This is a genomic window from Pseudomonas sp. ASL4, from assembly GCF_056680395.1.
The window spans coordinates 3,897,360-3,917,108 of sequence record NZ_CM155280.1; the positions used below are offsets into that span (position 1 = coordinate 3,897,360).

Consider the following 19,749-nt stretch of genomic DNA (forward strand, 5'->3'; position numbering starts at 1 on the left):
AACCGTATTTGAATAAAGAGCGCGGAGACCCTGATGTCCTCTTTTAACGAAATGATCAAAAACATCACCCCCGATATCTACCAGAGCCTGAAACTGGCGGTGGAAATCGGCAAATGGTCCGACGGTGGCAAACTCACCGCCGAGCAGCGCGAACTGTCCCTGCAAGCGATGATCGCCTGGGAAATCCAGAACCTGCCCGAAGAAGAACGCACCGGCTACATGGGCCCGCAGGAATGCAGCTCGAAGTCGATCAGCGTGCCGAACATCCTGTTCAAGTCGGATGCCATCCATTGATCGAGATTGGCCGCGGTGCAATCAGCAAAATGTCGGCGCGCCTTGACGGGCCGAACGTGCAGTACGCTTTTCGTCTGGGCGACACCGAGGTGCCGGTCAATCCAATGATCGGTACGACCGTGCGCCTGGAGTATCTGGGGGGGATTTTCTGCTCCCATTGCGGACGCAAGACCAAAACCAGTTTCAGCCAGGGATACTGCTACCCGTGCATGACCAAACTGGCCCAGTGCGACATCTGCATCATGAGCCCGGAGCGTTGCCATTTCGACGCCGGCACCTGCCGTGAGCCGGAGTGGGGCCAGACGTTCTGCATGACCGATCACATCGTCTACCTGTCCAACTCGTCGGGGGTGAAAGTCGGGATTACCCGCGCCAACCAGATGCCGACTCGCTGGATCGACCAGGGCGCCCGTCAGGCCTTGCCGATCATGCGTGTCTCGACCCGTCAGCAGTCCGGTTTCGTCGAAGACCTGTTCCGCAGTCAGGTAGCTGACAAGACCAATTGGCGTGCTTTACTCAAGGGCGATGCTGTGCCAGTGAACCTGATGGAAATCCGTGATCAGCTGTTTGATAGCTGCGCCGAAGGTTTACTAGGTTTGCAGGAACGATTTGGACTACAGGCAATCCAGACTATTGCCGACGTAGACGTCCTCGAGATCCGATATCCAATTGAGCAATACCCGGCCAAAATCGTCAGCTTCAACCTGGACAAGAACCCGATTGCCGAAGGCACGCTGCTGGGGATCAAAGGCCAATACCTGATCTTCGACACCGGCGTGATCAATATTCGTAAATACACGGCTTACCAGCTCGCCGTGCATCAGTAAGGACTCCAGTATGCGCACCGAACAACCGAAGATGATCTACCTGAAGGACTATCAGGCGCCCGAGTACCTGATCGACGAGACACACCTGACCTTCGAGTTGTTCGAGGACCACAGTCTGGTCCATGCGCAACTGGTGATGCGCCGCAATCCCGAGCGTGGCCCGGGCCTGCCGCCGCTGGTACTGGACGGCCAGCAGATTGAGTTGCTGTCGGTCACCCTGGCCGATAGCGAATTGACTGCTGCCGACTACCAGTTGACGGAAAATCACCTGACCCTGCACCCGACCAGCACCACGTTCACAGTCGATACCAGTGTCAAGATCCACCCGGAAACCAACACGGCGCTGGAAGGCCTGTACAAATCCGGCACCATGTTCTGCACCCAGTGCGAGGCCGAAGGCTTCCGCAAGATCACCTATTACCTCGACCGCCCGGACGTGATGAGCACGTTCACCACCACCGTGGTCGCCGAGCAGCACAGCTATCCGGTGCTGCTGTCCAACGGCAACCCGATTGCCAGCGGCCCTGGCGAAGACGGTCGGCACTGGGCGACCTGGGAAGACCCGTTCAAGAAACCGGCCTACCTGTTCGCGCTGGTGGCCGGTGACTTGTGGTGTGTCGAAGACACCTTCACCACCATGACCGAGCGCACCGTGGCGCTGCGCATCTACGTCGAGCCGGAAAACATCGACAAGTGCCAGCACGCGATGAACAGCCTGAAGAAGTCGATGCGCTGGGACGAAGAGGTCTACGGTCGCGAATACGATCTGGACATCTTCATGATCGTAGCGGTCAACGACTTCAACATGGGCGCCATGGAGAACAAGGGCCTCAACATCTTCAACTCCAGCGCCGTGCTGGCCCGGGCCGAAACCGCGACCGATGCTGCGCACCAGCGGGTCGAGGCGATCGTTGCCCACGAATACTTCCACAACTGGTCGGGCAACCGCGTGACCTGCCGCGACTGGTTCCAGTTGTCGCTCAAGGAAGGCTTCACTGTGTTCCGCGATTCCGGCTTCTCCGCCGACATGAACTCGGCCACGGTCAAGCGCATTCAGGACGTGGCATACCTGCGTACCCACCAGTTCGCTGAAGATGCAGGTCCCATGGCTCACGCCGTGCGCCCGGACAGCTTTATCGAGATTTCCAACTTCTACACCCTGACCGTGTACGAAAAGGGCTCGGAAGTGGTCGGCATGATCCACACCTTGCTCGGTGCCGAAGGTTTCCGTAAAGGCAGCGACCTGTACTTCGATCGCCACGACGGCCAGGCCGTGACCTGCGACGACTTTATCAAAGCCATGGAAGACGCCAACGGTGTCGACCTGACCCAATTCAAACGCTGGTACAGCCAGGCGGGTACACCGCGACTGGCGGTGAGCGAGTCTTACGACGCGGCTGCGAAAACCTACAGTCTGACCTTCCGCCAGAGCTGCCCGCAAACTCCGGACAAGGTTGAAAAGCTGCCGTTCGTGATTCCTGTGGAATTGGGGCTGCTGGATTCCAAAGGTGCGGCCATTGCGCTGCGTCTGTCTGGCGAAGCTTCGGCACAAGGCACTTCGCGGGTCATCTCGGTGACTGAAGCTGAGCAGACTTTCACTTTCATCGATATCGCCGAGCAGCCGTTACCTTCGCTGCTGCGCGGTTTCTCTGCACCAGTTAAATTGAGCTTCCCGTACAACCGCGATCAACTGATGTTCCTGATGCAGCACGACAGCGACGGTTTCAACCGCTGGGATGCCGGTCAGCAGTTGTCGGTGCAGGTGCTGCAAGAGCTGATTGCCCAGCAACAGAAGGGCGAGAAACTGGTACTGGATCAGCGACTGATTTCGGCATTGCACACTGTGTTGACCGACGAGACGCTGGATCAGGCCATGGTCGCGGAAATGCTTTCGCTGCCGGGTGAAGCCTATCTGACGGAAATCAGCGAAGTGGCTGATGTCGATGCGATTCACACCGCTCGCGAGTTCGTTCGCAAGCAACTGGCGGAAAACTTGTTCGAAGCGCTGTGGCTGCGTTATCAGGCTAACCGCGACCTGTCGAAGAAAACCCCATACGTGGCCGAGGCCGAGCATTTCGCTCGTCGCGCGTTGCAGAACATTGCGCTGTCGTACCTGATGCTCAGCGGTAAGCCTGAGGTGTTGGCGGCGACGCTGGAACAGTTCGAAACCGCCGACAACATGACCGAGCGCCTGACGGCGTTGGCAGTATTGGTCAACTCGTCGTTCGAAGACGAGAAAGCCACGTCCCTGACCAGTTTCGCCGAACACTTCAAGGACAATCCGCTGGTTATGGATCAGTGGTTCAGCGTGCAGGCCGGCAGCACGTTGCCGGGTGGTTTGGCGCGGGTTCGTCAGTTGATGGAGCATCCGGCGTTCAATATGAAGAACCCGAACAAGGTGCGGGCTTTGGTGGGCGCGTTTGCCGGGCAGAACCTGATCAACTTCCATGCGGCGGATGGTTCGGGGTATCGCTTCCTCGCTGATTTGGTGATTGAGTTGAACGGGTTTAATCCTCAGATCGCTTCTCGACAGTTGGCGCCGCTGACTCGCTGGCGCAAGTATGACGATGCTCGTCAGGCGTTGATGAAAGGTGAGCTGGAGCGGATTCGTGGTTCGGGTCAGTTGTCCAGTGATGTGTTTGAAGTGGTCAGCAAGAGCCTGGCTTGAGTTTGGTCTTGTTCCCTCAGGGTTCACTCGAACCCTGTAGGAGCGAGGCTTGCCCGCGAAGGCGGCCTGATAGCCGACCTATTATTTGTTGACTGAGTACATATCCATTTCTGCGGTAACGGCGGCTTAGGGTTTCGCCCTTACGGCGACTCACTTTTTTTTCAAACGCCAAAAAAAAGTAAGCAAAAAAAGGCTCGCCCCGAGCGTCCGGCCCCTCGCTTAGGCTCGGCGTGCCTTCGTTCCGGTATTCATCTGGGGGCATCGCCTACGGTCGGCTTCGCTTCGACCTCCTCTCGATGTGTGCGGCTTCGCCGCACGGCGCTACGCGCCCACCCCCAGCTGAACACCTCCACTCAGCCTCCCGAAGGGGCGGGCAGAGCAAGATCAAAAGCTGTAGGCGAGCTAACGCTCGGCCTGATGAGTGGTGAAGGGCGGAGGGGATTTACCGGGCTTTGTAGATACCGTCTTGAATCTCACCGAGCAAGCGCAAATTCAGGGTCATATGGCTGGCCCGATTTGAGCACTGCGTAAACGTAATGCAGCAGCTTGCGCATGGCAGCACAGATGATCTGCTTGGGGGCCTTGCCGTTGGCCTTCAGGCGATCTTTCATGGCGATTATTGCTTTGTTGTGTTGCAACGCGACCAAGCCCGGCATGTATAGGCCTGCGCGCAAGCGCGCTGAGCCGATCTTCGAGATCGGGCTGCGGCCCTTGAGGAGCCCTGATTCCTGGAGTTCTGGATTCAGGCCAGCAGCCGCGACAAGTTTTCGAGGGTCGTCGTACTTGCGCAGGTCGCCCAGCTCAGCCAGCAACCGCTCAAGCGTTTTCTCGCCAATGCCGTCGATGGTCACGACCAAGTCGCGCATCTGGCGCATGTCGGGGTCGTCATCGATATGTTTTTTGATCGCCTTGTGGGTTTCAACGATTTCTTTTTCGATGTGGCCAATCACCGAGTTGATCGACTCTTTGACCTTTTCGTCGGACACGTCCAGACGATTACGCTCCATTTGCTCCATCTCTTGAAGGTCATCCAGGCGACGAACCATGGCCTTCAGTTGGCGGAACTTCAGCGGTTCCGGAGCCCAAAGCTTGAGCTTTTCATTTTTTTCTTTAGCGAAGTCGGCGATCAGCTTGGCATCACTCTTGTCGGTTTTGATCCGACGTAACTCGCTGCCCGCATACGCGTGAGTCGTGGCCGGATTCACCACGCAGACCCGATAACCCTTGTTGTAGACGAACTCGGCGAGCTCCAGATGATAGACACTGGTCGCTTCCATCACGATCAGGGTCGAAGGCTCGGCCTGCTTCTGCAACCAAACTTCAAACTCTTTGAAACCCTTGGAATTGTTAGCCAGTTTGGCCTTGGTTTTATGCTTGCCATTTGGCAGATGTGTAGCGATATCAAAGGTGTTTTTAGCGACATCGACGCCGACGAAACTGGACATAACACTCTCCCAATCAGATCAATTGCGATCATCACTGCACTCTGTCCGACCTTGCGAATGCGGGCTCTAGCCAGAGGCGGGCCCAAGATACCGTTCGAACTATACGAGTGAGTGCGGAGGGTTGGAGCACGATCTACGTCACAGGCAAAAAGCCTAAGGAGCTGCACGGCTTCCAGGTCCCTCCCTCGATGATCAGTCGAGAACTATCGCTCCTGACGGAGCAATAGTCGAGATACAAGGAGCTGCCGAAGGCTGCGATCTTTTGATCTGGATCTGGATTTCGACCTAGATTTGGCTGTTGCTGTTGCTGTTGCTGTTGCTGTTGCTGTTGCTGTTGCTGTTGCTGTTGCTGTTGCTGTTGCTGTTGCTGTGGCTGTGGCTGTGGCTGTGGCTGTGGCTGTGGCTGTGGCTGTGGCTGTGGCTTTTGATCTGGATCTTGATCCTGCTTTTGATCTCTCGCCCCTTCGGCAGGCCGAGCGTAGGTGTTCATCAGGGGGTTAGGCGCGCAGCGCCGTTCGGCGAAGCCGAACACATCGAGAGGAGGTCGTAGCGAAGCAGACCGTAGGCGATGCCCCCTGATGGACACCGTAGCGAGGGTACATCGAGCGAAGCGAGATGCCGTACGCCGGGGCGAAGTCTTTTGCTTACTTTTCGGCGTCTGGAAAAGTGAGTCGCTGTAAGAGCGAAACCGCCAGAAGCCATTACCGCAGCAACGGATATACACACAACCCTCAGCAACCCATCCAACCATCCAACAGCACAGCCCAATCACCCGATCTAATACCCAATCATTCAGAAAAACCCCAACCCCCTCAGGTTAACAAAACATAACGTGGCGTCGATTGTCAGACCTTTCCAAAGCCCGATAGGATAAGCCAGCTTCCGAAGGGGCTCTGGATTGCGGGTTTCAGGACTATGCTCCTGAACAGCCAATCGCCACGAGCACCCCTTACGGCGCCCTGAAAGGTTGAACGACCTAACAATAATAATGGGGGAAGGTCTATGAGTGAGCCTGTCATGGGTGTGGGTATTTGCCGCCCGCCGGCATTACGCAAGTTCGCGTTGCTGGCTACAGCGCTCTCGCTGTTGGGCTGCGCCGTGTTGTCGGCACCGGTGATTGCCGCCGACGCGCCAGCAGCCGATACGGTGTATGCCGTTGAATCCGCCAAGGCTGCCAAAAGCCTGATGCTCGATGTCGTCCACGCTGGCAAACGCCTGGTGGCGGTCGGGGATCGTGGGCATATCCTGTATTCCGATGACCAGGGCGCGACCTGGACCCAGGCCAAAGTGCCGACCCGGCAACTGCTGACGGCGGTGTTTTTTGTCGATGACAAACACGGCTGGGCCGTCGGGCATGACGCGCAAATCCTCGCCAGCGAAGACGGTGGCGTTACCTGGACCAAACAATTTGAAGACCTGAAACGCGAAGCACCGTTGCTCGATGTCTGGTTCAAGGACGTCAACAGCGGCTTCGCCGTGGGTGCTTATGGCGCGTTGCTGGAAACCACTGACGGCGGCAAGAACTGGGCAGATGTCAGCGACCGCCTCGACAACACCGACCAGTTCCACCTCAACGCCATTGCCGCGGTCAAGGATGCCGGGCTGTTTGTCGTCGGTGAGCAGGGCAGTATGTTTCGCTCCGCTGATTGGGGCCAGACCTGGGAAAAGCTCGAAGGTCCGTATCAAGGTTCGCTGTTCGGCGTGATCGGCACGGCGCAGCCCAACACCTTGCTGGCCTACGGGCTGCGCGGGAATCTGTTTCGCTCCACCGATTTCGGCACCACCTGGGCGCCGATCGAGTTGAAGGCCGCACGCGGCATGCTGGAGTTCGGCCTGTCCGGCGCGACGTTGCTCGATGACGGCTCCATCGTGATCGTCGGCAACGGCGGTTCGGTGATCAGCAGCAGCGACAACGGCGAAACCTTCACGGTGTTCAACCGCCCGGACCGGATTTCCGTGTCGGCGGTCACTGCCGCAGGTAACGGCAATCTGATTCTGGCAGGACAGGGCGGCGTTCGCGCCACTTCGCCAACCGGCGCCGAGCTCAGCAAATAAGCCGGGCCACATAATAAGAAGGGCGGAGACATGACATCCATGACAAGTCATCACCAAGACAAGGCGACGTTTCTTGAACGCCTGATTTTCAACAACCGCCCGGCAGTGATCGTCATCTGCCTGCTGGTGAGTATTTTCCTGTTCTGGCAGGCGACGCTGATTCGGCCGTCCACCAGTTTTGAAAAAATGATCCCGCTCGAGCATCCGTTCATTCAAAAGATGATGGAGCACCGCAACGATCTGGCAAACCTCGGCAACACGGTGCGGATCTCGGTGGAAGCCACCGACGGCGACATCTTCTCCAAGGAGTACATGGAGACCCTGCGCCAGATCAACGATGAGGTGTTCTACATCTCCGGCGTTGACCGTTCCGGCCTCAAGTCGCTGTGGAGCCCGAGCGTACGCTGGACCGAGGTGACGGAGGAGGGCTTCGCCGGTGGTGAAGTGATTCCGCAGAGCTACGACGGCTCCCAGGAAAGTCTCGATCTGCTGCGCAACAACGTACTGAAATCCGGTCAGGTCGGGCGGTTGGTGTCCAACGACTTCAAGTCGAGCATCGTCGACATCCCGCTGCTGGAGTCCTACCCGGACCCGCAAGACCAGGGCAAGTTGCTGGCACTGGACTATCGCCAGTTCTCCCACGAACTCGAAGACAAGATCCGCAACAAGTTTGAAGCCCAGAACCCTAACGTGAAGATCCACATTGTCGGTTTCGCCAAGAAAGTCGGCGACCTGATCGATGGGCTGGTCATGGTGGTGATGTTCTTCGGCATTGCCTTCGTTATCACCTTGATCCTGCTGTACTGGTTCACCAACTGCATGCGCAGCACCGTGGCGGTGTTGAGTACGACGCTGGTGGCGGTGGTCTGGCAACTCGGGTTGATGCACGCCTTTGGTTTCGGGCTCGATCCGTATTCGATGCTGGTGCCGTTCCTGATCTTCGCCATCGGTATTTCCCACGGCGTGCAGAAAATCAACGGGATCGCCTTGCAGTCCAGCGAGGCCGATAACGCACTAACCGCCGCGCGGCGAACCTTCCGGCAACTGTTCCTGCCAGGGATGATCGCGATTCTCGCGGACGCGGTCGGCTTCATCACGTTGCTGATTATCGACATTGGCGTTATTCGCGAACTGGCGATCGGCGCGTCCATCGGCGTTGCGGTGATCGTGTTCACCAACCTGATTCTGCTGCCGGTGGCGATTTCCTACGTTGGCATCAGCAAACGTGCGGTCGAGCGCAGCAAAAAAGATGCGGTCCGCGAGCACCCGTTTTGGCGCCTGTTATCGAACTTTGCCAGCAAGAAAGTCGCCCCGGTTTCCATTGTCCTGGCCCTGTTCGCCTTCGGTGGCGGCCTCTGGTACAGCCAAAACCTGAAAATCGGTGACCTCGACCAAGGCGCACCAGAATTGCGTCCAGACTCGCGCTACAACAAGGACAACAACTTCATCATCAACAACTACTCCACCAGCTCCGACGTGTTGGTGGTGATGGTCAAGACCAAGGCTGAAGGTTGCTCGCGTTACGAAGCCATGGCGCCGATCGATGAGCTGATGTGGAAGATGCAGAACACCGAGGGCGTGCAGTCGGCGATCTCGTTGGTGACCGTGTCCAAGCAGATGATCAAGGGCATGAACGAGGGCAACCTGAAATGGGAAACCCTGTCGCGTAACCCGGATGTACTAAACAACTCCATCGCCCGGGCTGATGGCCTGTACAACAACAGCTGCTCCCTGGCACCGGTGCTGGTGTTCCTCAACGACCACAAGGCCGCGACCCTTGACCGCGCGGTGCATGCGGTGCAGGACTTTGCCAAGGCAAACAATAAGGACGGCCTGGAATTCATCCTCGCCGCCGGTAACGCCGGGATCGAAGCGGCGACCAACGAAGTCATCAAGGAATCGGAGCTGACGATCCTGATCCTGGTGTACATCTGCGTTGCGACCATGTGCATGATCACTTTCCGTTCCTGGGCGGCGACCTTGTGCATCGTGCTGCCGCTGGTGCTGACCTCGGTGCTCGGTAACGCCCTGATGGCTTTCATGGGCATCGGCGTGAAAGTCGCGACCCTGCCGGTGGTGGCGCTGGGTGTGGGGATTGGCGTGGATTACGGCATCTACATCTATAGCCGTCTGGAAAGCTTCCTGCGTGCCGGCCTGCCGCTGCAAGAGGCGTATTACCAGACGCTGAAGTCCACCGGTAAAGCCGTGCTGTTCACCGGTCTGTGCCTGGCCATCGGCGTGTGCACCTGGATCTTCTCGGCCATCAAGTTCCAGGCCGACATGGGCTTGATGCTGACCTTCATGCTGTTGTGGAACATGTTCGGCGCACTGTGGCTGCTGCCGGCGCTGGCGCGGTTCCTTATCAAACCGGAGAAACTGGCGGGGCAGAAGGGCAATTCGTTGTTTGCTCACTGATCAGTCGCTGAAACAACAAAGCCGCAATTCAGGTTGCGGCTTTTTTATGCCTGACGGCTTCACACAAATCCAATGTGGGAGCGAGCTTGCTCGCTCCCACAGGGGTTCAGTGCTGGTTTGTAGGATCTGTGCCGAGCACGACATTCAAAGCACTGCGTGCATCATCGAGCTGCACCAGCGTCGCATGCCGCGCACCCAGCGCATCACGATTCTCGATAGCGGTCAGAATCGCCTTGTGCCGTGGCAACGCCAGTTCATGCAGGTTCGGTCGCTGGTTGGAATGCTTCAACGCTTCGGCAATCGCCACCGACAACATGTTGCACAGGTTGGCCAGCAAGTCGTTGTGGGTCGCATCGGCGATGCGACTGTGGAAGTCCAGGTCCGGCTGCAACAGCGCTTCGGGCGTCGGTGCGGCTTCCATCCGTTGGTAGGCTTCGCCGATGGAGGCGATGTCCGCGTCGGTAGCGTATTGCGCGGCGAGGGCTGCAGCGGCCGGTTCGATGATGCTGCGCACGCTGGTTAGCAGGCTGAAGAATTCATTTTGCGGGCTGCTTTGCATCAGCCAGTGCAGCACATCCGGATCGAGCATGTGCCATTCCTTGCGCGCCTTGACCACCGTGCCGACCCGCGGACGGGAATACACCAGGCCCTTGGCGACCAACACCCGGGTGGCTTCGCGCAATACCGGACGACTGACCGCGTACTCTTCGCACAACAGGGCTTCGGCGGGCAGTTTGTCGTCGGGCTTGAAGCGTCCGGAGACGATCTGCATGCCCAGTTCCTGGACAATGCGCGAGTGCATGCTTTTGCGGTCGGAGGGTTTGCGGTAATCCATGGGGAACGGCGCGATCCTGGGCGATGGGGGTTTGGCGCATGATAGCAGGCGTCGTGGGCAATCATCAGGCCTGAAATTAGCGGGTACCTGTGGCGAGGGAGCTTGCTCCCGCTGGGCTGCGGAGCAGCCCCCATAACGGTAATCACGATTTGTCAGGCAGGCCGCGTTGATCTATTGGCGCCTGCTGCGCAGGCGAACGGGAGCAAGCTCCCTCGCCACAGGTTTTCTGTTTCAGCAATATTGCGCTTCGATTAGTGAGAATGGCGCGGGACTTCGGAGCCGCGGCAGCCGACGAGGAAGTCAAAGTCGCAGCCCTGATCCGCCTGCAGCACATGGTCGATGTACAGCTGACGATAACCACCGACGATCAACTTCTCTGGCGGTTGCAGATCGGCCATCCGCGCCGCGAGTTCAGCATCCGGAATGTCCAGGTGCAGCCGCCCGTTGGCGCAGTCGAGCTCAATAAAGTCGCCTTCCTTCACCACCGCCAAAGGCCCGCCTGCCGCGGCTTCCGGTGCAACGTGCAGCACAACGGTGCCATACGCCGTGCCGCTCATGCGCGCGTCGGAAATCCGCACCATGTCGGTCACGCCCTGGGCCAGCAGCTTGGCCGGCAAACCCATGTTGCCGACTTCAGCCATGCCCGGATAACCCTTTGGTCCGCAGTTTTTCATCACCAGAATCGAGTTGGCATCCACGTCCAGTTCCGGGTCGTTGATCCGTGCCTTGTACATGTCGAAATTCTCGAACACCACCGCACGCCCGCGATGCTGCATCAGTTCGGCACTGGCGGCGGACGGCTTGAGCACCGCACCCAGCGGCGCGAGGTTGCCGCGCAGCACGCAGATGCCGCCGTCGGCGCGGATCGGGTTGTCGAGGGTGCGGATCACTTCATCCTGGCCGTAGATCGGCGCGTCCTTAGTGTTCTCGCCGAGGGTCTTGCCGTTGACCGTCAAGGCGTTCGGATTCGGGATCAGATTGGCTTCACCGAGGCGGCGCAATACCGCCGGCAAACCACCGGCGTAGTAGAACTCTTCCATCAGGAAACGCCCGGACGGTTGCAGGTCGACGATGGTCGGCATGCCGCGCCCGATGCGGGTCCAGTCGTCCAGGTCCAATTCAACGCCGATGCGCCCGGCGATGGCTTTCAAGTGGATGACGGCGTTAGTCGAACCGCCGATGGCGGCGTTCACGCGAATGGCGTTTTCGAAGGCTTCCTTGGTCAGGATCTTCGACAGCTTCAAGTCTTCGCGGACCATCTCCACCGCGCGCATGCCGGACATGTGCGCCAATACATAACGCCGCGCATCCACTGCCGGAATCGCCGCATTGTGGGGCAGGGAAGTGCCGAGTGCTTCGGCCATGCAGGCCATGGTCGACGCGGTGCCCATGGTGTTGCAGGTGCCAGCCGAGCGGGACATGCCACCCTCCGCCGCGAGGAAGTCGTCGATTGTAATGGTGCCGGCCTTGACCTGTTCGCTGAGCTGCCAGACCACCGTGCCCGAGCCGATGTCTTGACCCTTGTGCTTGCCGTTAAGCATCGGCCCGCCAGTGACGACGATCGTCGGCACGTCACAACTGGCCGCGCCCATCAGCAAGGCCGGGGTGGTTTTGTCGCAACCGGTCAGCAGCACCACGCCGTCAATCGGGTTGCCGCGAATCGCTTCTTCAACGTCCATGCTCGCCAAGTTGCGGGTCAGCATGGCGGTGGGGCGCAGGTTCGATTCGCCGTTGGAAAACACCGGGAATTCCACCGGGAAGCCCCCAGCCTCGATCACGCCGCGTTTGACGTGCTCGGCAATCTGCCGGAAGTGCGCGTTGCACGGGGTCAGTTCTGACCAGGTGTTGCAGATGCCGATGATCGGCTTGCCGTGGAACTGGTGGTCGGCGATGCCCTGATTCTTCATCCAGCTGCGGTACATGAAGCCGTTCTTGTCGGCGGTGCCAAACCATTGGGCGGAGCGCAGGGTGGGTTTCTTATCAGACATGATCGCCTCTCTTATTGTATGACTATATTGTTCAATATGAGGGATAACATAAGCGCAAAAACGGCGCTTTGGAAGCGTTGTTGCTTAATTAGTATTACTATATAGTCGGTTTCAACGGAGGGATTGGCCCTGGCGGTTTTCCGCGAGAGGCGTCCCCCGAGGTTCTATAACAACAACAATCGGAGACCGACCCCATGAGCGAGGAACTGCGGCTTATTCGTCGCATCACGCTGAAACTGATTCCCTTCCTGATCCTGCTGTACCTGATCGCCTATGTGGATCGCTCCGCCGTCGGCTTCGCCAAGTTGCACATGGGCGCGGACATTGGTATCGGCGACGCCGCCTACGGCCTCGGTGCCGGGCTGTTCTTCATTGGCTACTTCCTGCTGGAAATCCCCAGCAACCTGATGCTCGAACGTTTCGGCGCGCGGCGCTGGTTTGCGCGAATCATGATCACCTGGGGCGCCATCACCATCGGCATGGCCTTCGTCCAGGGACCGCACAGTTTCTACGTGATGCGCTTTCTGCTCGGCGCCGCTGAAGCCGGGTTCTTCCCGGGCGTTCTGTACTACATCACCCAATGGTTCCCGGTACGCCATCGCGGCAAGATCCTCGGGTTGTTCATCCTCTCCCAACCCATCGCGATGATGATCACCGGCCCGGTGTCCGGCGGTTTGCTCGGCATGGACGGCACCCTCGGTCTGCATGGCTGGCAGTGGCTGTTTATTGTCATCGGCACCCCGGCGATCCTGCTGACCTGGCCGGTGCTGCGTTACCTGCCCGACGGCCCGCAACAAGTGAAATGGCTGGACCAGGCCGAGAAGGACTGGCTGACCGGCGAACTGAAAAAAGACCTCGCCGAATACGGCCAGACCCGCCATGGCAACCCATTGCATGCATTGAAAGACAAGCGCGTGTTGTTGCTGGCGCTGTTCTACCTGCCGGTGACGTTGAGCATCTATGGTTTGGGCTTGTGGTTGCCGACGCTTATCAAGCAGTTCGGTGGCAGTGACCTGGTGACGGGGTTCGTGTCCTCGGTGCCGTATATCTTCGGGATCATCGGTTTGCTGATCGTCCCGCGCAGTTCCGACCGCTTGAATGATCGCTACGGCCATTTGGCGGTGCTGTATGTGCTGGGCGCCATCGGCCTGTTTCTCAGCGCCTGGCTGACATTGCCGGTGGCGCAACTGGCGGCGCTGTGCCTGGTGGCGTTCGCACTGTTTTCCTGCACGGCGGTGTTCTGGACGTTGCCGGGACGGTTCTTCGCCGGTGCCAGTGCGGCGGCGGGGATTGCGCTGATCAACTCGGTGGGCAACCTCGGCGGCTACATCGGGCCCTTCGTGATCGGCGCGCTGAAGGAATACACCGGCAATCTGGCGTCGGGGTTGTACTTTTTGTCTGGGGTGATGGTGTTTGGGCTGGTGCTGACGGGGGTGGTTTACCGGCTGCTGGAGCGCAAGCATGTGCTGCCGGCGGATCAGTTTGCGGCCAGTGCTCGGGGCGCGACTCGTACCTGAAATATCACACAAATCCCCTGTGGGAGCGGGCTTGCTCGCGAAAGGGGCATCACATTCAGCATCTGTGGTGACTGACAAACCGCCTTCGCGAGCAAGCCCGCTCCCACAGGGGGGCTGCGGCGTTTTCGAGATTTGTTTACAGGAGAAAATCATGCGTTTAGTTCAGTTCGAATTGATTAACGGCGAACGCCGGGTTGGTGTGGTCGAAGCCGGTCAAGTGTTGGAAGTGAAGGGCGCGTACACAGTCCGCGACCTGGCCCTGGCGGCGATCGAAGCGGGCATCAATCTTGAGCAACAGGTGCAACACCAGGGCCTGCGCGTCAGTCATGACTATGCCGAGTTGCTGAGCAGCTTGCGTATCCTCCCACCTCTGGATCACCCGGACCCGGCGCATATGCTGGTCAGCGGCACCGGCCTGACTCACCTAGGCAGCGCTTCGGCCCGCGACAAAATGCACCAGCAAACTGGCGATGAAGCGGCGATGACCGACACCATGCGCATTTTCAAGTGGGGCGTGGAGGGCGGTAAACCGGCGGCCGGCCAAGCGGGCGTGCAACCGGAATGGTTCTACAAGGGCGATGGCAGCATCGTGGTTCGACCGGGCCAGCCGTTCCCGCTGCCACCGTTCGCCGAAGATGCCGGCGAAGAGCCCGAACTCAGCGGCCTCTACGTTATTGGCCACGACGGCAAGCCGTATCGCCTCGGCTACGCGGTGGGCAACGAGTTCTCCGACCACGTGATGGAGCGCAAGAATTACCTCTACCTCGCGCACTCGAAATTGCGCAGTTGCAGCTATGGTCCGGAACTTCGGGTCGGTGAACTGCCTCAACACCTGGCAGGCACCAGCCGCATCCTGCGTGATGGTGAGGTGTTGTGGCAGAACGAGTTCCTCAGCGGCGAAGCCAACATGTGCCACAGCCTTGAAAACCTTGAATACCACCACTTCAAATACAGCCAGTTCCTGCGACCGGGGGACGTGCACATTCACTTCTTCGGCACCGCGACCCTGTCCTTCGCCGATGGCATCCGCACCCAACCGGGTGACGTGTTTGAAATCAGCCAGGCCGAGTTCGGCGCGCCATTGATCAACGGCATAGCGCCGGTGACCGCAGCGTTCGAACCTGGCACCGTCGGCACCCTTTAAGGAGATCCGCATGACCCAGATCCTTGGCCACAACTACATCGGCGGCCAGCGCCGCGCGACCGGCGCCGTTAAACTGCAAAGCGTCGACGCCACGACGGGCGATGCCTTGCCCGGCGATTTCTACCAGGCGACTCCGGAAGAAGTGGACGCTGCCGCCAAGGCTGCTGCCAGCGCATACCCGGCCTATCGCAGCCTGAGTGCCGAACGACGGGCGCAATTCCTGGACGCCATCGCCGATGAACTCGACGCGTTGGGCGATGACTTTGTCGCCGTGGTCTGCCGCGAAACCGCGTTGCCCGCCGGCCGTATCCAGGGTGAACGAGGTCGCACGAGTGGCCAGATGCGTTTGTTCGCCAAGGTTCTGCGGCGCGGCGATTTCTATGGCGCGCGGATCGATCAGGCCTTGCCTGAGCGCCAACCGCTGCCGCGTCCTGACCTGCGTCAGTACCGCATCGGCCTCGGCCCGGTGGCAGTATTCGGTGCGAGTAACTTTCCGTTGGCATTCTCTACCGCTGGTGGTGACACCGCTTCGGCGCTGGCGGCCGGTTGCCCGGTGGTGTTCAAGGCGCATAGCGGTCATATGGCGACAGCAGAATGGGTCGCCGATGCAATCATCCGAGCGGCGGAAAAAACTGCGATGCCCGCCGGTGTGTTCAACATGATCTACGGCGGCGGAGTTGGTGAAGCGCTGGTTAAGCATCCGGCGATTCAGGCGGTAGGCTTTACCGGTTCGCTCAAGGGCGGTCGCGCCTTGTGCGACATGGCCGCCGCACGGCCGCAACCGATTCCGGTGTTCGCCGAGATGTCGAGCATCAACCCGGTGATCGTGTTGCCTCAGGCTCTGGCGGTCCGGGCTGAAACCATCGCACGTGACCTGACGGCGTCGGTCGTGCAGGGCTGTGGTCAGTTCTGTACCAATCCGGGGTTGGTGATTGGCATTCGTTCGCCGCAGTTCAGCGCGTTCGCGCAACTGGTGGCGGGGTTGATCGGTGATCAGCCGGCGCAAACCATGCTCAACGCCGGGACGTTGAGCAGCTATGGCAAGGGTCTGCAAAAGCTTCTGGCGCATCCGGGTATTGAGCATTTGGCCGGTAGCCCGCAACAGGGTAATCAGGCGCAACCGCAGTTGTTTAAGGCGGATGTCAGCCTGTTGATCGATGGCGATGAAGTCTTGCAGGAAGAAGTGTTTGGTCCGACCACGGTGTTCGTAGAAGTCGCGGATCAGGCGCAGCTCAGCGCCGCGTTGAACGGGCTGCACGGGCAACTGACGGCGACGATCATTGGCGAGTCGGCAGACTTTGAACAGTTCAACGAACTGACGGCGTTGCTGGAGCAAAAGGTCGGACGAATCCTGCTTAACGGCTATCCGACCGGCGTGGAAGTCTGCGATTCGATGGTTCACGGCGGGCCGTATCCGGCGACGTCCGATGCACGCGGCACCTCGGTGGGCACCTTGGCCATCGACCGTTTCCTGCGCCCGGTGTGCTTCCAGAACTACCCCGACAGCTTGCTGCCTGAGCCCTTGAAAAACGGCAACCCGCTGCGAATTCAGCGCTTGGTGGATGGCAAACCCTCGCGCGACGCGCTCTAACAGCCAAACGCAATCCCCTGTGGGAGCGGGCTTGCTCGCGAAGACGGCGGCACATCAAACATTAATGCAAGCTGACCCACCGCTTTCGCGAGCAAGCCCGCTCCCACATTTGTTCGGTGTTGTGCATGAGTTTTGTGTTCAGCACAGGTCCTGTGGGAGTGATGAGCTATCATTGCCTCTTTCCAATTGAATGATTGATCACCATGACTGCCGTAACCGATACCTTGCTCAATGCTCTCGAAAACTGCGACATGCTGGAAATCGACGGCTTGCACGCCTCCGACTTCTACCTCGGTGAAGAAGACGACAGTCTGAACATCGAATGCATGGACGGCCGGGCGCTCAAGCATTGGGAATTCAGCAAGGCTCAAATTGAGGCAGCCACCTTCGACCCAACCCTGCAAAGCTGGCTCGTTACCGGTGATTCCGGTGAGCATCGGCTGGTGTGCATGAGCGCCTTCGGTGGTGCTGACGACGAGGAAGTAGAGCATGAAGATGCGTAATTTCTGGCCACTGTTGATGGCGGGCAGCGTCGGCGCCATGGGCGTTCAGGCTGCAACCGTCGATGATTATCAACTGCTGGTCGGCTCTTACACCGCGGGCCAGAGCCAGGGGATTTATCGCCTGAACTTCGACAGCGCCACCGGGCAGATCGACGCCAAGCCACTGCAAGTGGTCAAGAGCGAAAATCCGTCCTGGCTGACCGTGTCCAAGGACCAGCATCACCTGTTTGTGGTCAACGAAAACGGTCCAGGACAGGCTGACCCGGTCGGGAAAGTCAGCAGCTATTCGATCGATCCCAAGTCCTTTGAATTGAAGCTGATCAGTCAGGTCCAGAGTCTGGGCAACGAGCCGACCCATTCGAGCCTCAGCGGCGATGGCACTCACCTGTTCGTCAGCAACTACTCGGTAGTCGAAGATCCGGGCGGCACCCTCGCGGTGTTGCCGGTGGGCGCTGATGGCAAGCTCAAGCCTGTGGTGCAGATGAGCAGCCATCCGTCGAGCCGGGTCAACCCGGAGCGGCAGATGTCGGCCCACGTGCATTCGACGATTTCCTCGCCGGACGGCAAGTACGTGTTCTCCAATGACCTGGGGGCGGACAAGATCTTTGTCTACCACTTCAATCCCAAGGCCAATCCGCTACTACCGCTGACGCCAGCCACTCCGGCCTCGGTATCGCTGCCGGCGGGCAGTGGACCACGTCATTTGCTGTTCAGCGCCGATGGCAAGCACGCCTGGCTGAGCATGGAAATGAGCGCCCAGGTGGCGGTGTTCGATTACCAGGACGGCACACTGAAGCAAACCCAGATGGTCGATTTGGCGGCGGGGCAACCCACCTCCGACAAGGCCGGCGCTGCGCTTCACGCATCAAAGGATGGCAAGTTCCTCTACGTCAGCAACCGTGGTACCGCCAACCAGATGCTGGTATTTGCCATCGATCCGGCCACCGCCCAGCTCAAGGAGCTGCAGCGACGCTCGGTGGAGGGTGACCACCCGCGGGAATTCAGCCTCGACCCGAGTGGCAAGTTCCTGTTGATCGCCAACCAGAAAAGTAACGAGATTGTCGTCGTCGAGCGCGATGCCAAGACCGGTCTGCTCGGCAAAACCGTGCAGAAACTGCCGATGGATGCCCCGAGCGACCTCAAGTTCCTGGTGCGTCAATAGGCCGCAGGCCCCGGTTGATGGGGCCTGCACCCTAGTATTAATGAGATTGATATCCGCTAATGCTACAAAGCATTTCAAGGCGCGGACCCTCGGGGAGTAAGTTTGCTTCACGGCCTGACAAGGCAAGCAAGCTAACTAACTAACTCCGAGGTATACCGCCATGAACTTCAATCTCTTCTCCATCATCGCTGCATCCGCTATCTCTGCCACCGTTGCCCTGCCAGCCAGTGCCAACGTTGAAATCAACAGCAAAAAATCCCACACCCAGAGCTACACCCAGAAATACCTGCAACAGAGCGCCAACTTCTATGCCGCACTGGATCACAAAACCCAAGCCTGAAATTCAAGCCCTGCACCTTTTATGCAGGAGCGAAGTCACTTGTTTTGATCGACCGCCAACGGCTCGAAAAACAATGAGTGATGTCGCTCCTGCATAACGCGTTTACGACAGCATCATATTGATATCATTCCCTTGCTTGATATCACGTAGCCATCAGTTTAAATTTGACGCTGATTTTTTGACTCCTCCTCTTTGAAAAGGATCGGCGGCATGGCGATGCGTCTGGCAGTGGTTCTTCTGTTTCTCTACTCCACCCCGATTCTCTCGGCTGTCCAGCCCGTTTTAGACGAGCCGGATGCGGCCCGTGAGCGCTTGATGAGCTTTATCGAGGACTGAATCCGGCCGGGTTCATGATCAATAAAACTGATGGCTACTATGCATAAAGGTCGCTAGTTAACTTCGGTTTTTTGATCGATCCTGTGGGCACTGAAACATGCCCACGGAGAACACCATGGCCAGCGCAATCCTCACTTCTGCCAAACACGGCGCCTACCTGGCCATCGGTCTTTACGTGACCATGGTGCTCATTGTCAGCCTGTCGGCCCAATCGCAACACGACCTCCAAGCGCCGATTCAAGTCGCCTATCCCGGCATCCAGTTCGAACACCGCGCGCAAAGCGTGGTGGTTGATCACGCGGACGTTGCGGGAGTGGTGGGAGCATGAAAGGGCGCAAACTCTGGGTCGTCGCCTTTCTGGCGTTCATCACCAATGGTTTTTCTTTGCTGGGGATCGGGCAGGGCTCGGCGGGGTCGGTGGCGCGGGCCATCGAATGCAATCACAGCATCGCCCACAACATTCAGACGGCCAAGGGCTTGGGCTTGCTGGTGGGGAATCCGCCGTTGAAGGTCCGGGCCGAGTTTTTCGGGCCGTTTCAGGTGGATTGCTCGGCATTGGGGATGTGCTCTGTTTTAGCCTGAGAACTGGGTCAATTGTGGCGAGGGGGCTTGCCCCCGTCGGGTTGCGA

At 58.8% G+C, this 19,749-nt stretch carries 18 protein-coding genes; 15 read left to right on the plus strand and 3 right to left on the minus strand.

Annotation, left to right across the window (positions count from 1 at the left end; all coding sequences use genetic code 11):
- The first annotated feature begins 33 nt into the window (after window positions 1-33).
- The 3 genes from AC1MEW_RS17610 to pepN are packed head-to-tail and all read left to right on the plus strand — an operon-like array spanning window position 34 to window position 3,789.
- Window positions 34-294, plus strand: coding sequence for a YeaC family protein (locus AC1MEW_RS17610; RefSeq protein WP_133836178.1), 261 nt, complete (start codon window positions 34-36; stop codon window positions 292-294).
- Entirely contained in the window at window positions 291-1,121 is an 831-nt protein-coding gene (locus AC1MEW_RS17615; protein WP_201202726.1) for a DUF2797 domain-containing protein, read from the plus strand. The genes AC1MEW_RS17610 and AC1MEW_RS17615 overlap by 4 nt, the downstream gene beginning before the upstream one ends.
- A gap of 10 nt (window positions 1,122-1,131) precedes the next feature.
- Entirely contained in the window at window positions 1,132-3,789 is a 2,658-nt protein-coding gene (gene pepN, locus AC1MEW_RS17620) for an aminopeptidase N (protein ID WP_480423022.1), read from the plus strand.
- 473 nt (window positions 3,790-4,262) lie between these two features.
- On the opposite strand, the gene AC1MEW_RS17625 is transcribed toward pepN, so the two are convergent.
- A complete protein-coding gene (locus AC1MEW_RS17625; protein WP_480423023.1) occupies window positions 4,263-5,234 on the minus strand; it encodes an IS110 family RNA-guided transposase in 972 nt (323 codons plus the stop codon).
- A 298-nt stretch (window positions 5,235-5,532) separates the two neighbouring features.
- Between AC1MEW_RS17625 and AC1MEW_RS17630 the strand changes: the two genes are divergently transcribed.
- From AC1MEW_RS17630 to AC1MEW_RS17640, 3 genes are all read left to right on the plus strand, one after another.
- Window positions 5,533-5,784 carry a hypothetical protein gene (locus AC1MEW_RS17630; RefSeq protein WP_480423024.1) on the plus strand — a complete coding sequence of 84 codons (252 nt, stop codon included), beginning with the start codon at window positions 5,533-5,535 and terminating at the stop codon, window positions 5,782-5,784.
- A 452-nt stretch (window positions 5,785-6,236) separates the two neighbouring features.
- Window positions 6,237-7,289: a WD40/YVTN/BNR-like repeat-containing protein gene (locus tag AC1MEW_RS17635; RefSeq protein ID WP_480423025.1), complete on the plus strand. Its 1,053-nt coding sequence runs from the start codon at window positions 6,237-6,239 to the stop codon at window positions 7,287-7,289.
- A gap of 39 nt (window positions 7,290-7,328) precedes the next feature.
- Window positions 7,329-9,704: an efflux RND transporter permease subunit gene (locus AC1MEW_RS17640; RefSeq protein WP_416195344.1), complete on the plus strand. Its 2,376-nt coding sequence runs from the start codon at window positions 7,329-7,331 to the stop codon at window positions 9,702-9,704.
- Window positions 9,705-9,810: 106 nt separating this feature from the next.
- Here AC1MEW_RS17640 and AC1MEW_RS17645 read toward each other — a convergent pair whose 3' ends face one another.
- Window positions 9,811-10,539 (minus strand): FadR/GntR family transcriptional regulator, encoded by a 729-nt coding sequence (locus AC1MEW_RS17645; protein ID WP_201203027.1) that lies wholly within the window; start codon window positions 10,537-10,539, stop codon window positions 9,811-9,813.
- A 251-nt stretch (window positions 10,540-10,790) separates the two neighbouring features.
- The gene (locus AC1MEW_RS17650) at window positions 10,791-12,527 is read right to left on the minus strand and encodes an IlvD/Edd family dehydratase (RefSeq protein ID WP_480423026.1); all 1,737 of its coding nucleotides are present in this window, start codon (window positions 12,525-12,527) and stop codon (window positions 10,791-10,793) included.
- 194 nt (window positions 12,528-12,721) lie between these two features.
- Between AC1MEW_RS17650 and AC1MEW_RS17655 the strand changes: the two genes are divergently transcribed.
- The 9 genes from AC1MEW_RS17655 (at window position 12,722) to AC1MEW_RS17695 (ending at window position 19,702) form a co-directional block, all read left to right on the plus strand.
- On the plus strand, window positions 12,722-14,044 hold the full coding sequence (locus AC1MEW_RS17655) for an MFS transporter (protein ID WP_201203031.1): 1,323 nt from the start codon (window positions 12,722-12,724) through the stop codon (window positions 14,042-14,044).
- 151 nt (window positions 14,045-14,195) lie between these two features.
- Window positions 14,196-15,188 carry an AraD1 family protein gene (gene araD1 / locus AC1MEW_RS17660; RefSeq protein WP_201257576.1) on the plus strand — a complete coding sequence of 331 codons (993 nt, stop codon included), beginning with the start codon at window positions 14,196-14,198 and terminating at the stop codon, window positions 15,186-15,188.
- Window positions 15,189-15,198: 10 nt separating this feature from the next.
- Window positions 15,199-16,779, plus strand: coding sequence for an aldehyde dehydrogenase (NADP(+)) (locus tag AC1MEW_RS17665; protein ID WP_201257575.1), 1,581 nt, complete (start codon window positions 15,199-15,201; stop codon window positions 16,777-16,779).
- A 203-nt stretch (window positions 16,780-16,982) separates the two neighbouring features.
- Window positions 16,983-17,282, plus strand: a complete 300-nt coding sequence (locus tag AC1MEW_RS17670; protein WP_201257574.1) for a DUF5629 family protein — start codon at window positions 16,983-16,985, stop codon at window positions 17,280-17,282.
- Entirely contained in the window at window positions 17,269-18,444 is a 1,176-nt protein-coding gene (locus AC1MEW_RS17675) for a lactonase family protein (protein WP_201257573.1), read from the plus strand. Before AC1MEW_RS17670 ends, AC1MEW_RS17675 begins: the two co-directional genes overlap by 14 nt.
- 160 nt (window positions 18,445-18,604) lie before the next feature.
- Window positions 18,605-18,784 (plus strand): hypothetical protein, encoded by a 180-nt coding sequence (locus tag AC1MEW_RS17680; RefSeq protein ID WP_123514418.1) that lies wholly within the window; start codon window positions 18,605-18,607, stop codon window positions 18,782-18,784.
- A 210-nt stretch (window positions 18,785-18,994) separates the two neighbouring features.
- Entirely contained in the window at window positions 18,995-19,120 is a 126-nt protein-coding gene (locus AC1MEW_RS17685) for a hypothetical protein (protein WP_277952933.1), read from the plus strand.
- A gap of 115 nt (window positions 19,121-19,235) precedes the next feature.
- Window positions 19,236-19,448 (plus strand): hypothetical protein, encoded by a 213-nt coding sequence (locus AC1MEW_RS17690; protein WP_201257572.1) that lies wholly within the window; start codon window positions 19,236-19,238, stop codon window positions 19,446-19,448.
- Window positions 19,445-19,702 carry a hypothetical protein gene (locus tag AC1MEW_RS17695; RefSeq protein ID WP_201257571.1) on the plus strand — a complete coding sequence of 86 codons (258 nt, stop codon included), beginning with the start codon at window positions 19,445-19,447 and terminating at the stop codon, window positions 19,700-19,702. Before AC1MEW_RS17690 ends, AC1MEW_RS17695 begins: the two co-directional genes overlap by 4 nt.
- Window positions 19,703-19,749 lie beyond the last annotated feature (47 nt).

Bases quoted from the DNA above. Each gene is read 5' to 3' on its own strand.
- AC1MEW_RS17625 (WP_480423023.1), bottom strand. From the start codon at position 5,234: ATGTCCAGTTTCGTCGGCGTCGATGTCGCTAAAAACACCTTTGATATC.
- araD1 (WP_201257576.1), top strand. From the start codon at position 14,196: ATGCGTTTAGTTCAGTTCGAATTGATTAACGGCGAACGCCGGGTTGGT.
- AC1MEW_RS17645 (WP_201203027.1), bottom strand. From the start codon at position 10,539: ATGGATTACCGCAAACCCTCCGACCGCAAAAGCATGCACTCGCGCATT.
- AC1MEW_RS17670 (WP_201257574.1), top strand. From the start codon at position 16,983: ATGACTGCCGTAACCGATACCTTGCTCAATGCTCTCGAAAACTGCGAC.
- AC1MEW_RS17680 (WP_123514418.1), top strand. From the start codon at position 18,605: ATGAACTTCAATCTCTTCTCCATCATCGCTGCATCCGCTATCTCTGCC.
- AC1MEW_RS17695 (WP_201257571.1), top strand. From the start codon at position 19,445: ATGAAAGGGCGCAAACTCTGGGTCGTCGCCTTTCTGGCGTTCATCACC.
- AC1MEW_RS17665 (WP_201257575.1), top strand. From the start codon at position 15,199: ATGACCCAGATCCTTGGCCACAACTACATCGGCGGCCAGCGCCGCGCG.
- AC1MEW_RS17640 (WP_416195344.1), top strand. From the start codon at position 7,329: ATGACAAGTCATCACCAAGACAAGGCGACGTTTCTTGAACGCCTGATT.
- AC1MEW_RS17650 (WP_480423026.1), bottom strand. From the start codon at position 12,527: ATGTCTGATAAGAAACCCACCCTGCGCTCCGCCCAATGGTTTGGCACC.
- AC1MEW_RS17610 (WP_133836178.1), top strand. From the start codon at position 34: ATGTCCTCTTTTAACGAAATGATCAAAAACATCACCCCCGATATCTAC.
- AC1MEW_RS17675 (WP_201257573.1), top strand. From the start codon at position 17,269: ATGAAGATGCGTAATTTCTGGCCACTGTTGATGGCGGGCAGCGTCGGC.
- pepN (WP_480423022.1), top strand. From the start codon at position 1,132: ATGCGCACCGAACAACCGAAGATGATCTACCTGAAGGACTATCAGGCG.
- AC1MEW_RS17635 (WP_480423025.1), top strand. From the start codon at position 6,237: ATGAGTGAGCCTGTCATGGGTGTGGGTATTTGCCGCCCGCCGGCATTA.
- AC1MEW_RS17655 (WP_201203031.1), top strand. From the start codon at position 12,722: ATGAGCGAGGAACTGCGGCTTATTCGTCGCATCACGCTGAAACTGATT.
- AC1MEW_RS17690 (WP_201257572.1), top strand. From the start codon at position 19,236: ATGGCCAGCGCAATCCTCACTTCTGCCAAACACGGCGCCTACCTGGCC.
- AC1MEW_RS17685 (WP_277952933.1), top strand. From the start codon at position 18,995: ATGGCGATGCGTCTGGCAGTGGTTCTTCTGTTTCTCTACTCCACCCCG.